Origin of the sequence: Pseudomonas sp. BIOMIG1BAC, assembly GCF_001705995.2 — a bacterium.
GTDB classification, from domain to species: Bacteria; Pseudomonadota; Gammaproteobacteria; order Pseudomonadales; family Pseudomonadaceae; genus Aquipseudomonas; species Aquipseudomonas sessilinigenes.
This window is the reverse complement of record NZ_CP049045.1, coordinates 1,558,353-1,571,643: the sequence shown is the minus strand read 5'-3', so window position 1 is coordinate 1,571,643 and position 13,291 is coordinate 1,558,353. Positions and strand designations below refer to the sequence as shown.

Annotated in this window: 12 protein-coding genes and 1 pseudogene; 9 read left to right on the top strand and 4 right to left on the bottom strand. The window is 52.6% G+C overall.

The features are described 5' to 3' along the window. Nucleotides 1-388: 388 nt before the first annotated feature. Nucleotides 389-670 carry a hypothetical protein gene (locus ATY02_RS35925; RefSeq protein WP_228022257.1) on the top strand — a complete coding sequence of 94 codons (282 nt, stop codon included), beginning with the start codon at nt 389-391 and terminating at the stop codon, nt 668-670. A 116-nt stretch (nt 671-786) separates the two neighbouring features. Here ATY02_RS35925 and ATY02_RS35920 read toward each other — a convergent pair whose 3' ends face one another. Further along, complete coding sequence (locus ATY02_RS35920; protein ID WP_068607865.1) at nt 787-1,020, bottom strand: hypothetical protein; 234 nt, start codon at nt 1,018-1,020, stop codon at nt 787-789. 352 nt (nt 1,021-1,372) lie between these two features. Here ATY02_RS35920 and ATY02_RS07160 point away from each other — a divergent pair, with 352 nt between their 5' ends. Genes ATY02_RS07160 through ATY02_RS07150 form a run of 3 tightly spaced genes read left to right on the top strand, consistent with a single transcriptional unit; the run spans nt 1,373 to nt 3,021 of the window. Continuing rightward, on the top strand, nt 1,373-2,002 hold the full coding sequence (locus ATY02_RS07160) for a DUF2997 domain-containing protein (RefSeq protein ID WP_068580431.1): 630 nt from the start codon (nt 1,373-1,375) through the stop codon (nt 2,000-2,002). Continuing rightward, complete coding sequence (locus tag ATY02_RS07155; protein WP_068580433.1) at nt 2,003-2,530, top strand: 4Fe-4S single cluster domain-containing protein; 528 nt, start codon at nt 2,003-2,005, stop codon at nt 2,528-2,530. Nucleotides 2,531-2,556: 26 nt separating this feature from the next. After that, a complete protein-coding gene (locus tag ATY02_RS07150) occupies nt 2,557-3,021 on the top strand; it encodes a hypothetical protein (RefSeq protein WP_228022256.1) in 465 nt (154 codons plus the stop codon). Here the strand turns inward: ATY02_RS07150 and ATY02_RS07145 are convergent. After that, nucleotides 3,010-4,038, bottom strand: coding sequence for an IS30-like element ISPsp8 family transposase (locus tag ATY02_RS07145; RefSeq protein WP_058182715.1), 1,029 nt, complete (start codon nt 4,036-4,038; stop codon nt 3,010-3,012). The genes ATY02_RS07150 and ATY02_RS07145 overlap by 12 nt on opposite strands. A gap of 114 nt (nt 4,039-4,152) precedes the next feature. Between ATY02_RS07145 and ATY02_RS07140 the strand changes: the two genes are divergently transcribed. Beyond that, nucleotides 4,153-5,283 (top strand): AAA family ATPase, encoded by a 1,131-nt coding sequence (locus ATY02_RS07140; protein WP_228022255.1) that lies wholly within the window; start codon nt 4,153-4,155, stop codon nt 5,281-5,283. 106 nt (nt 5,284-5,389) lie between these two features. Here the strand turns inward: ATY02_RS07140 and ATY02_RS07135 are convergent. After that, nucleotides 5,390-6,835 (bottom strand): annotated as a pseudogene (locus ATY02_RS07135) (Na+/H+ antiporter); the annotation flags it as partial. A 73-nt stretch (nt 6,836-6,908) separates the two neighbouring features. On the opposite strand from ATY02_RS07135, the gene ATY02_RS07130 reads away from it, so the two are divergent. Genes ATY02_RS07130 through ATY02_RS07120 form a run of 3 tightly spaced genes read left to right on the top strand, consistent with a single transcriptional unit; the run spans nt 6,909 to nt 10,732 of the window. Beyond that, entirely contained in the window at nt 6,909-8,297 is a 1,389-nt protein-coding gene (locus ATY02_RS07130) for a site-specific integrase (RefSeq protein WP_164823630.1), read from the top strand. Continuing rightward, the gene (locus tag ATY02_RS07125; protein ID WP_068585674.1) at nt 8,298-10,181 is read left to right on the top strand and encodes a hypothetical protein; all 1,884 of its coding nucleotides are present in this window, start codon (nt 8,298-8,300) and stop codon (nt 10,179-10,181) included. Next, complete coding sequence (locus ATY02_RS07120; protein ID WP_068605590.1) at nt 10,178-10,732, top strand: hypothetical protein; 555 nt, start codon at nt 10,178-10,180, stop codon at nt 10,730-10,732. The genes ATY02_RS07125 and ATY02_RS07120 overlap by 4 nt, the downstream gene beginning before the upstream one ends. 11 nt (nt 10,733-10,743) lie before the next feature. On the opposite strand, the gene ATY02_RS07115 is transcribed toward ATY02_RS07120, so the two are convergent. Further along, entirely contained in the window at nt 10,744-11,772 is a 1,029-nt protein-coding gene (locus ATY02_RS07115) for an IS30-like element ISPsp8 family transposase (RefSeq protein WP_058182715.1), read from the bottom strand. 28 nt (nt 11,773-11,800) lie between these two features. Between ATY02_RS07115 and ATY02_RS07110 the strand changes: the two genes are divergently transcribed. Then, nucleotides 11,801-13,276 (top strand): hypothetical protein, encoded by a 1,476-nt coding sequence (locus tag ATY02_RS07110; protein WP_068605482.1) that lies wholly within the window; start codon nt 11,801-11,803, stop codon nt 13,274-13,276. Nucleotides 13,277-13,291 lie beyond the last annotated feature (15 nt).

The window sequence follows — 13,291 nt, the reverse complement described above, 5'->3', positions numbered from 1 at the left end:
CCCGAGAAGCGCCTGGTGCGCCCCTGACTGCCCGCCAGAGCGCCTTCTCCGATAGCCCCTCTTTCCAAAAGGCTGCTGGCGTTCTCACGGACCTGTTCGTGAGCCCCTTCCCCCAGCACCATCTGAACATTGCTCCTGAGCCTGCCCCCACATCCAGCCACCGGACACCGGCCTGCAATCTCGGCCATCAATAGCGACCTCTAGCCAGTACACCTTGAAGGCGAGCATCACGGTCTGATTGATATCGACACTTTTTCGTAGCTTCCATTACCGATACCGGGTGCCAGCCCCCATTCTTTTTATTATCTCTCTGTGTAAAATACGCCAGGTATTTAACGCGAAATCATCACATCAAAAACGCTAATTTTTCCCATCAAGGAGAGAGGGAGTGATAACAACTATTCCCCTATGGAAGATGCTCATAGAAACAAAGGGAAAGGTCTATGGCTTGGCCATTGCTGCAACCTCTCCTGTTTTATGTGCTGGTGGCGCCCTGATGTTTCTTGAAGGCTTGCAGATCGATAAAGCCAGAACTGCGACACTTGGCCTTATCACTGCAATTTTTTTGGCCTGGGTGCAGTTATTACGTTTATCCCAGGACGCAAATATATTCCAAGCAAGTCATTTTCAGGCTATCGATCAAAACAAGCCAAAATTCAGAAACTTGTAAAATATAGTCTCTGGGCAATAATCTTACTTGCAGCCGGACTTATATTTATCACTCCTTCCAGCTACATAGTAATTAGCCTGAGCACCATTGGCGCATTAATTACCCTCTACCATTACTCAAAATCTATAAAGCTCCATGAAGATATAGACTTCTCGGCCAATCAATACCTCGCATCTTCTCTGCAAGTCGTCCCTGGAGAAAAAGTACTGGCGAGCTACCAGAATTTTCATGACGATGACATCCGAAGAGGTAGTAACGCTTTTATCATCACAGCAACCAAGCTGATCATCGCCTTCTTCGACGGCGAGCGCTGGGAAAAACATTCGCGCGAGCTTAATCAGATTACTCACATAGGCATCGTTGGCAACGAATCCCAGACCTACTTCGTCAAGTTAATCTTCGATGACGGCACCGATGCATTGCTGCACATCAGTCTCTATGAAAAGCTTACTTCAGCCCCAGCCCTGATTATAAAACGCCTGCTTGAAGTGATAGATTCCAGCTTACTTGGCGATCATAGCGCAGCAAAAGCCTCTCAGAGACGCCGGGTGATTGTGCCTCAAGGTGCAATACAGCCCCCAATACCCTCGGTCGAGCCCGAAACAGCGGTGCCCCCCCGAAATATAGAAATTTCGGCCGCCACTCTGAACGACATAAAAAACGCCGAAGAAATCAGACCAGGTAGAAAACTGGAGCTATGACATGTCACACTGCACAAAATTCGAGTTCACCTACACTGACGAAGAAACAATAGTAAAAGCATTTACAAAACTCGGCCTCACACCAACAACCGAGTTGATTGGCGAATACAATATTCTCAGCAAACTAACAATTCGGCTTTTGGGCTACATGGGAAGTAGCCAATTTCGCGCTATCAGCGCACCCACAGACGGTGGCTACAACTACTTCGCATGCAAAATGGAAAACAATGTTTACAAATTAATCATTGAACATGCCTCTCTCTTTAAAAAAGATGAATCCACAACAAAAAATCTTGCTTCTCGCTTTCAACGAGCCTATATCAGCGCTGCGATCGAAAACACCATGCAGCGCATAGAAGCCTCCGGAATTCCAACGCGACTAAAAGAATCAGAAGACAACTTTGATATCGAGTTCGGTTCAAACTACGAATACCGAATCCGCGTAACTCTCTCCGGCAATGAAATCAAAGAAGAGGTATTTGGCGTAAAAGGCGATATATGTACGAAGCTTACCGAAGAGCTTGAGTCGTTGCTGGCCAGTCCTACGGCCGAACTGTTGACCGAATGGAAACCAGAATACACGGTGGTACATGAGGAACAGACACTGCAAATACTGAGCGCGAGACTCTAAATGTACCTCCATTTGCATCATACCGAGCTGAGTCGTGCCAACGGCCCCGGACTGCGAATGGTCGTGTGGGTACAAGGATGCGGGTTGAACTGCAAGGGCTGTTTCAATCAAAACACCCATGACTCAAAGACAGGCACATCTATTCTTGTAAGTGATCTGGCCAATCAGATAAACGCCTTGGATTCAATCGATGGAGTGACCCTCTCCGGCGGGGAACCACTCGATCAGGCCCAGGCCATAGAGGCTCTCATCAGCTCCGTCCATCGAGGAAAAAATTGGGTGCTTTACACAGGTTACGCCCCCAAGGAAATCTTTCGAGACGCGGCCATGACACGCGTGGTCAAGGCCGTGGATCTGACACTCGCCGGACGCTATAACAGCAATGCCATACATCCTTATCAAAGCAAGCAACTCATCAAAACCACCGACCGAATAGATATTGATTTTTTTAGAACAACAAGAACCGTTGAGTTCGTTGTTTCGGGTCTCAGCATGACCAAGACCGGTCTCCCTATACAGCAGAAATAGCACAAGGCAGTGAAGAGATGCCCAACATGAACCGCACCCAGCAAATCACCAACTATCTAAAAGCACGCTATGCGATTCTGGTCATTGAATCCTCTGAAGAAGAGCGTGTTGTGGCAGAACTTGGCGAGATCGCCAAGTCGCTCAATCATCGTTTATTTCTCTGGAACTCGACACTAGGCATCCAGACAAACGGTGCCGTTGCTGGAGACAAGACCTTTGACCTGAAGCTGGCATTGGACTTCTGTGAAGAAAGGGCGAAAGAAGAAAACAGCAAGAACATCTTCGTCTTCCTCGATGCTCACAATTACCTTACAACCAGCTCCAACCCCATTTATCGCCGCCGCCTGAAAGACTTGGCAATTAATATCCGCTCGCAGGGTTATAGAAGCAACTGCATCATCGTTTCACCTAACTTTGAAGTTGCCAACGACCTGCAAAAGGAAATAACCCGGCGGTTGCAGGAGCTGAGTGCAACACGGTCATTGAATTGAAACTGGAGCATCATGCCGCATAGCCATGGCCTTCTGCATCACCTCGTCCATAACTTCGATTGGGCATTTGAAGTCGAAGCGCTTACGCGGTCGCATGTTCAGTTGCAGCGCAATGGCGTCCAGCTCCTCCTGGCTATGTACCGACAGGTCTGTGCCCTTGGGCAAGTACTGGCGAATCAGGCCGTTGATGTTTTCGTTGCTGCCGCGCTGCCAGGGGCTGTGCGGGTCGCAGAAGTAGATCGCCACGCCGGTTCTTTGGGTGATCTCGGCGTGTCGCGCCATCTCCCGGCCCTGGTCGTAAGTCATGCTCTTGCGCATCTCCAGCGGCATGCTATTGAGCGCGGCGCTGAAGCCTTCCAGCGCCGAAGTCGCCGTCGCGTCGTTCATCTTCACCAACATCAGGTACCCACTGGTGCGTTCCACCAGCGTACCGACGGACGAGGCGTTGGCCTTACCCTTGATGAGGTCGCCTTCCCAATGCCCCGGCATCAGCCTGTCTTCAATCTCCGGCGGGCGCACATGAATACTGACCATCTCGGGGATCTGGCCGCGCCGATCCACGCCACCAGAGCGCGGCCGGCGCGTCGTCTTGCCTTGGCGCAGACAGATGATCAGCTCCTTACGCAGCTCACCCACTGGCAGGGCATAGATCGCGTTGTAGATCGTCTCGCGACAGACGTAGGCATCTCTGAGGCTAGGTATGTTCATGTGGCGCAGCTTGCCGGCAATCTGTTCGGGAGACAAACGCTCACGCAGCATATGAACCACCAGTTCGAAGCGCTCGCTCCCCGGCAGCAGCTTTCGGCTCGGTCGACAGACTTGGCGGCGGGCCTTCATCTGCTCCTGGGCCGCGCGGGCCGAGTAGCTGCCACAGACATCTCGATTGCGGCGCAGCTCTCGACTGATGGTCGAAGGAGACCTATTGATCAGGCGAGCAATCCTGCGCAGGCTGAAGCCCTGGGCGTGGCCGATTTGGATGGTGGCGCGTTCTTCAACGCTGAGTTCGGTATATGACATAGGGGCAGCACCGTACCGGAAAGGTCAGGTGTTGCACTCAGTTTTTGCCGCCGCCCCCTCATTGATTTTCCACTCCCCTCCAGGGATGAAGTAAAAGTCCAGATTGAGAGTTTCGTGGACACTTGGAAAAGCAATGACAACGTCAAGATCGAGCTGTCCCTGGAGAACAGGGAAAAACTCATTGACGCGGCATTGGGGCTGACAAGCCTGGAGATTGATAACTCCTTGTCGCGATCTCTCGTCGCCAACCTGACGTTGGATCAAAATACAGTCAAGGACCTACTTGCGGAAAAGAAACAGATCATCCGCAAGACCGGCATCCTGGAATACATAGACTCCCAGCTCAACCTCGACGATGTTGGCGGGCTGGCTACATTAAAAAAGTGGTTGCATCTACGTGGCCAATGTTTTGGCCAGGCCGCCAAAGAGTTCGGCGTAGGAACCCCCAAGGGCTTGCTGCTTACCGGTGTTCCCGGCTGTGGCAAATCCTTGACTGCAAAATGCGTATCTTCATCATGGAACATGCCGTTGTTGCGCCTGGATATGGGCAAGATATTCCAAGGCATCGTGGGCTCGTCAGAATCGAACATTCGCTCTGCCCTTCAAACCGCCGAGGCCGTTTCACCTTGCATCCTATGGATCGATGAAATTGAAAAAGGCCTTTCTGGCTCTTCCAGCGGCTCTTCTGATGGCGGCACCGCCACTCGGGTGTTTGGCACGCTGCTGACTTGGATGCAAGAGAAAACCGCACCGGTTTTCGTGTTCGCCACGGCCAACAACCTTGCCAATCTCCCACCTGAGCTGCTGAGGAAAGGTCGCTTTGACGAAATATTCTTCGTCGACTTCCCCTCGGCGGTGGAAAGGAAAAAGATTCTTGAAATACACCTGAAGAAGCTAAAGCGCGACCCTGGCAGGTTTGACCTGGATCGCCTGGCAAACCTGGCGGGAGAGGCGAACTTCGGAAACAACGTTGTGCTTTCCGGTGCCGAGTTGGAAGCCTGGGTAGCTGACTCCCTGATCGAAGCCTTCTCAAGACGCGTCAGTCATTCCAGTACCTCGGAGGATTTGGCGATGAGCGACTTCGAAGCAACGATTTCACGCATGGTCCCCATGAGTAAAGTGCGCAAGGATGAGTTTGCAAAGCTGCGGGAATGGGCAAACCAGAATGCGATCAGCGCCTCAGGGGCACCCCTCGGTGAAGAGGGTGCTGAAACACAGATGGGGGGACGCCGGATAGATTTCTGACGGCCTTTAGTGCCTGCCGCCCACTTTCATGGAAAGGGCGGCAGGCAAACACTATCGACACCAAGCCAACATCACCACCCAGCCCATGCTCGGCATCAAATGCAAGTCACTTCACCTGCCCCAGGTTCGCCTCGCTCAAATCCAGTTCCGCCAGCACTTCACGCAACACATCGTCGCCGATCTGATGCTGGCGGCTCAGTCGATACAGCTCCAGCCGTTGCGCCCGCAGGGCCTTGAGCCGCAGGCGCCGCTCCAGCAAGTCCATCTGCTGGGCCAGGGCCTGGGCCTCGGCAGAATCGTTGTAGACCTCCAGCTGGTGCCGATACTCGGCCATCAACCGGCCCTTGAGCTCGCTGCTCAGGGCGGCCTGGGCGGCATCCGGAGCCTCGCCGGACTCGGCGACCTCCTCGGCTTCGAGCGCATGGATCGCCGCCTCGGCAGTCTTGCGCCAGGCATCGCGCACTTCACCCCGACGCTTGTCGTCAGGGCTCTTGACGATGCCACGCAGCAACAGCGGCAAGGCGATGCAGGCCGCTACCAGGGACAGCAGGATCACCCCGGCGGCAATGAAGATCAGCAGGTCACGTTCGGGAAAGGCTTCACCCGCGCCCAAAAATAGAGGCACCGACATCACGCCGGCCAGCGTCACCGCCCCGCGCACCCCGCCCACGGTCAGCAGCCAGCAGGAGCGCGCGGTGGGCACCAGGGTCAGCTCGCCCTTGCCGCGCCAGCGCCGCAGCAGGCCCGACAGGCGCCAGATGCTCTGCACCCAGATGAAACGCAGCACCAGCAACACCAGGAAGATTGCCACCACATCCAGGCAGCGATAGGCCAGGGTCGGCCAGAGTGAAGTCTCGTGGCTGACCACCGCCTTGATGATGTCCGGCAGTTGCAGGCCCAGCAGCAGGAAGATCAGGCCGTTGAAAGCGAACTCCAGCAACGACCAGACACTGCGATTGAGCAGGCGGGTGCTGGTCTGGCGCGGCAGCAGGTCGAGCCAGCTCTGCATCATCCCCGCCGCCACCGCCGAAAGGATGCCCGAGGCCCCCAGGCGCTCGGCCAGCACATAGGCGGCGAACGGCAGCAGCAACATGAACACCACGTGAGTTGCCGGATCGTCCCAGCCACGGGCGATCATCCAGGCCCGCAGGCGTCCCACCAGCCAGCTCAGAGCCACGCCCACTGCCAGGCCACCCACCGCCACCAGGACGAAAGTCAGGCTGGCATTGGCCAGGGAAAATACCCCGGTGACCGCCGCCACCAGGGCGAACTTGAAGGTCACCAGGCCCGAGGCGTCATTCATCAACGCCTCGCCCTGGAGCATGTGCATCAACGGCGTCGGCAGGCGATTCTGGGAAATCGCCGAGACCGCCACGGCGTCGGTAGGCGACAACACCGCCGCCAGGGCGAAGGCCACCGGCAAGGGGATGGTCGGCAGCAGCCAGTGGATGAAATAACCGGCACCGACCACGGTAAACAACACCAGCCCCACGGCCAGGGTCAGGATCGGGCCACGCAAGCGCCAGAACTCGCGCTTGGGCATGCGCCAGCCACACCCCAGTTTAGGATGGCTGAATCGTACTCCATTCTGTGCTGCCATTATGGACACATCAGGAGGAGCCACAATGTCCGTCGAACCCATCCAGCTCAACATCCTTAAGCTACGGCGACTAGCGCTAAGCACAGCGATGACGCGTGATGCTGACGGGCACCCGCTTCCCAGGACAGCTGGAGAGCCTTTTCCCTTCGTGAGCTGGCTAGGAGAAGAGCTACCGGAGTACACCCATTACCCTGCCCTCCTGATGAGCGATGGCGCTCCTTGGCATCACGGAAATTTGTATCTCCTCAGCAAAATCGAAGCGAGCCATCACAACGGCACGGTGGACGCCCAGACGCTGATGACCATCGCTCGCGAACTTCGCCTATTCATGGCCGAAATGAACGACGCAGGGCTAAATTACCTTGAGTTCCCGACTCGCAAACTCAGAAGACCGACTTACTATTACGCCGCCTTACTGAACAGGAAAGTTGACGCGGGAGAGATGGGGGAGTCCACCAAAGAAAAGAAATTAGGATGCGTTTTTGGATTCTACACTTGGCTTCGTAGACAGCACGACTTCTCACCAGAAAACTCGCTCTGGGACGAAACCACAAAGATAGTTAGCTATCTGGATGACAAAGGTTTTGAGCATCAAAAAGTCATAACAAAAAACAGCCTTAGAGGCTCCAAGTCGACAATTGCAAAATCCTCCGAGGACGGAACTATTAACGATGGTGGAGTTCTGCGACCACACACCCGAAAGGAACAGCTGAACCTCATTAACTGCCTTCTTCAGACAGGCAATACCGAACTACAGTTGATGTGCCTAATTAGCCTCATTAGTGGTGGACGAATTCAGACCGTTTTGACGCTGAGAACCCACCATATTCGTCGAGACGCAAAGGAAAACGGCACTAGGAAATTTGCACTGCCAGTAGGGCGAGGGACTGGTATTGACACAAAGAAAAGCAAGAGACATGTACTCTACATTCCTGAGTGGTTACATTATCGACTAGCTGTATACATCGATTCGCCTAGATACCTAATGCGAAAAAACAAGGCGTCGGCTAGCGTCCAAGAGAACGACTATATTTTTATCACCAATGACGGCATCCCATATTATTCAGCGAAAGATGATGCCGCGACGGCTGATTATACGAACATACCCAAAGGTGATGCGCTTAGACAAACCATACGCCGAGAGCTTCAGCCCCTTCTCGATCAGTGCCCCACTCCCTTTAAATTTCGCTTCCACGATCTGAGAGCTACCTTTGGAATGAACTACGCAGAGGATCTCTGGGCGAGAATCAATAAGGACGAATTGAGCTTTATTAGCGCCTTAAATAATCTTAAGGACAGAATGGGGCACTCAAAAATTGAGACAACTCTCCTCTACCTGAATTACCGAATTATTTCTGCAGATTTGAACGCCGGCTACGAGGCCATTGAAACCACGCTGATGGAATCATTCTAGATGGCCAAGCAAACTTATTACAAAAAACTAATTGAATTTAGCCCAGCCCATCATGGGCTAGCGGACATTGAGGATTTAATCAATACCCTTAACCTCACAAAATCATACCTAGTATTTGAAGATGTCAAGCTGCCCACCTACCTTTTCGCTTTTGAGGCTGCGGACAATCAAAGGCCTTCGAGCCCCTCTAGATTCAACGCAGTAAGAAGACTACTGGTTTCAATTTCCATATCGTTTCTGACAGGCGCCCACAGGCCTAAGTCATTAACCGGTATCGTCTCCAATCTCTGCAACTTAGTAAGATGGGCTGACAACAATAATCTTCCTGACCTAATGTCAAACGCAACTTCCTACAAAAATGCGGTTGACAGCCGGGTGAGCCACCTGCGCAAAGAACTGCTGAATGGGAAATTAGGTGAGCATACGGTGGCCACTGAAACAACTCACTGCATGATGGGAGGCTCCTGGATATTTGATTTGCCCATGTCATATTTTCAGGAGGGCGTCAAACGCATCAAGCGATCCAGAAAGAACCTTGACTCAATCACCGAGCCACCCTCTTATCATGACATAAGGGAATCCTACGCTCTAAACATAAAGCTGTTTGATCAGCTCACCGACTTTCTCATAAATAAAAGATCATTTCCGCATCAGATTACGTTACCCAGGGAAAAAGTCTGGGTTTTACCCAACAAATCTTGGGGCGCCACGGAGTGCATGCTCGCGAATCTGCCCGAATGGGGAAAGAGCAAATTCTGGAATTACAAGACGGGCCAAATCTATTCGTTAGAGGAGGCTACCCAATGGGCATTCACCTCTTCGGAACGACCAATAGATCGGTGCATTGGGAAGTTAGAGAAAGAGAGCCTCAAGCTCAAAGAAGCCAATAGTGACTTTTCCTGCTGGCAACGGGTGACCCTGGCTCAATGGGCGCATGATGCCTACCTAACAGTGTTTACGGCAAACACCTCGGCCAACGAAGAATCCATTATATCATTTACTTGGGACGACTCCCTACTACTCAAGGATTGCATTTACAAGAAAACCCCTAAGCTACGCACCATTAAGTATCGGGCTCATGGCAAAGAGGTTTCCTTTGAAATCAGAGCCAAGACTCTCAGCTCATTCGAAAAATTTCTGGAGCTACGAAAGTTTTTGCTCCACGGAAGAGAGCACAAATATCTTTTTCTTTCTCTGTATCGGAACAACGAAGTCCGGCGCCTTCCCGTTAATGCTTTACGCCGGCACTACCGGCGCATCCAGGCCCAGCTTTATCCAGATTTTGTAGGCATTGATTACCGCGAGTGGCGAGCGATTAACGGAAGTACCGCCTTCGATGCTGTTGGCGCCGAAACCGCTTCGACCATACTTCAAAATTCGCCAAGGAGCGTCATCAGAAGCTATTCGAAGGGAACCATTGAAAACTGGGAGAAGGATTTTTCGGAATACTTCAACGCCTTCTCGAAAGAATTCAGAAAGTTCAAAAAGAAAGCCATCCCAATTGGCCATTGTAACGCTGAAAACGACCCGAAGTCGTTAATACCGACAGTATCTCTTCAACCGGACTGCTTACATTTCGAAGGGTGTCTGAACTGTGATAAGTTTTCGCTGCATGCAGACGCCGAGGACATCCGTAAAATTATCAGCATGCAATATGTGATTCTTGCTTCCGAACCAGCAGCCAAGTCAAAAGAAAGCTTCGATTACGCTTTCTCCGGGCTGTTACGCAAAGTCGACTGGATACTCACAGAAATATCTTCGATCGACGAAGCCCGGAATAAACTTGTCCAAGATATCCGGCATGACGTTTTTCAGCACGAGGCGATTACGGAATACTGGCAGTTCAAACTCGATATGCTTGTCCAGATGGAGGTCATACAGTGAGCAGGGCAAATACCAAACGCAAGACCGAACTGACTGGGGCGTCGCTGGTATATGCGTCTGCCGAGGGGTTTGATTTTTTCAACCCTGACCCTGACTTCGTAATGACTTATGACAGAGAGGGTCAGCCGCTATCCAGATTCGTTAATAACTACTGGAGCTACGCGGCTTACTCCCCTACTGCTAACGGCCCCAATAATTGCTGGTTTCAAAGGCCAGAATCACCAAAATCTCTAGAGTGGGATGCCCTGACCCACCAGCAGAAGACAATATTGGCCGCAATCCAGTTATCGAAATTCTCGCCATGGCACGAGCACCTGTCCACCGCCTACATGCATACAGCAAATGGTGTTTTGAACCGTTTGAAGAAGCGTTGCTTCGAATCAGGTCTCAACTTGTACGAGGTACTGTCCGACGCAAGCGTGCTTACCAAGATCACTAAAGGATTATATGCCGGCGATCTCGCAACACTCCGAGGCATTCTGACTAGGATCAGTGGGGCCACCATAGAGAATTTCGGCCATTATTTTAATGCCGGCGGTTGCAGGAGCTGAGTGCAACACGGTCATTGAATTGAAACTGGAGCATCATGCCGCATAGCCATGGCCTTCTGCATCACCTCGTCCATAACTTCGATTGGGCATTTGAAGTCGAAGCGCTTACGCGGTCGCATGTTCAGTTGCAGCGCAATGGCGTCCAGCTCCTCCTGGCTATGTACCGACAGGTCTGTGCCCTTGGGCAAGTACTGGCGAATCAGGCCGTTGATGTTTTCGTTGCTGCCGCGCTGCCAGGGGCTGTGCGGGTCGCAGAAGTAGATCGCCACGCCGGTTCTTTGGGTGATCTCGGCGTGTCGCGCCATCTCCCGGCCCTGGTCGTAAGTCATGCTCTTGCGCATCTCCAGCGGCATGCTATTGAGCGCGGCGCTGAAGCCTTCCAGCGCCGAAGTCGCCGTCGCGTCGTTCATCTTCACCAACATCAGGTACCCACTGGTGCGTTCCACCAGCGTACCGACGGACGAGGCGTTGGCCTTACCCTTGATGAGGTCGCCTTCCCAATGCCCCGGCATCAGCCTGTCTTCAATCTCCGGCGGGCGCACATGAATACTGACCATCTCGGGGATCTGGCCGCGCCGATCCACGCCACCAGAGCGCGGCCGGCGCGTCGTCTTGCCTTGGCGCAGACAGATGATCAGCTCCTTACGCAGCTCACCCACTGGCAGGGCATAGATCGCGTTGTAGATCGTCTCGCGACAGACGTAGGCATCTCTGAGGCTAGGTATGTTCATGTGGCGCAGCTTGCCGGCAATCTGTTCGGGAGACAAACGCTCACGCAGCATATGAACCACCAGTTCGAAGCGCTCGCTCCCCGGCAGCAGCTTTCGGCTCGGTCGACAGACTTGGCGGCGGGCCTTCATCTGCTCCTGGGCCGCGCGGGCCGAGTAGCTGCCACAGACATCTCGATTGCGGCGCAGCTCTCGACTGATGGTCGAAGGAGACCTATTGATCAGGCGAGCAATCCTGCGCAGGCTGAAGCCCTGGGCGTGGCCGATTTGGATGGTGGCGCGTTCTTCAACGCTGAGTTCGGTATATGACATAGGGGCAGCACCGTACCGGAAAGGTCAGGTGTTGCACTCAGTTTTTGCCGCCGCCGCCGGACAAGTCATCCCGTATCTGAAATCTCCGAAGCAAGAAGGTTTTCAACACCCCGTCATTCCATCACGAATACTTTTCGAAAAGCTGACCTCCATTCAAGAGGTAATTGACGACTACCTTCGAAACGAAGAAGCGATTGTTCGCGTCAACAACATCTCACTTCTTTGTCATTCCTACCTCACCGGCTATGAGTGGCATTACGATGTGCCGGACACAATGGTGAAATCTGCAACTAACTTTCAGCGAGTCGCCATTGAACTTGGGTTAATTGAACTGACAGAAAAATACAATATTAATTCTGCCGCCAGCCTGAGCGGTTTCCTCGGCCTGGTACAGTACTGCGCGTCACTCCAGGTAATGGCGTATTCCGGTATGCGCCGAGGCGAAGCCCAGAGCTTGAAGTATAATTGCTTGAGGGTTAAGAAGCGTCCCTATGGAAGAATCCGGCACCTAATCGGGATCAGTACGAAGTTAACACGACATCGCTTCTTAACCTCTTGGATCACCTGCAAACACGTGGTTCCGGCGATTAAGGCCGGTCAGTCTATTTGCCGGCTCGCAGCACGAGCGCTTTATATCGAAGACTCAGATCTCGATGACCTACCCCTGTTTATTAGCAGGAGTTATCTGAATTTCAGTACACTCAATTCGCGATCTGAGCAATCGATTGTCGGGGACTACAAAGTCTCCAAGCTCAACTCAATCGACCACGATTCAGATCTACCGCCAATCATCATTCAGCAAGCCGATCTGGACGAATTGAAAGAGGTTGCACCATTCCAAGACTGGGACATTGGTGGAAACTTTGCAGTCGGGCAACCCTGGCCATTTACGTTGCACCAGCTACGGCGCTCCCTAGCAGTTTACGCTGCTAAAAGTGGCTTGGTACGGCACTCCTCACTCAGAAGGCAGCTCAAGCACCTCTCAGTAGAAATGTCTCTTTATTATGCTCGCGGCTCGTCCAGGGTGCGTAGCGTTTTTAACCCGTCGCCTGACCATATCATGCACGACTTTTCAAAAGACAACCTGGCGGAGCTGGACTCTATCATGTACATCAGGGATGTTCTTATGCGTCATGATGAGGTCAAAGGAGGACACGCTAAGGTGTTACACGCAGAAGGTTATGGGGCGCCGATCCTGATCACGCTCTCGGACAAAGAAAAGACTCTATCTGAATTCAAAAATGGTAGGAAAGCGTGGCGCCCGACTTTTACAGGCGGGTGTACGAGTATCAATGGTTGTGAAATGGTAGCACACCCTACCCTAACACGATGCGTGTCGGGCAATGGATGCCCCGACGCTGCGATACTTCCTGATAAGATAAAATCTGTTATGACTCAGCAACAGAAACTCATTTCTGTTCTGGACGTAACCTCTTTAGAGTATCGCTCAGAGATCGCACAACTTAACGACTTAGAGCGAATCTACGCAGAGGTCACCCAGTGATCGAGAACACTAGAA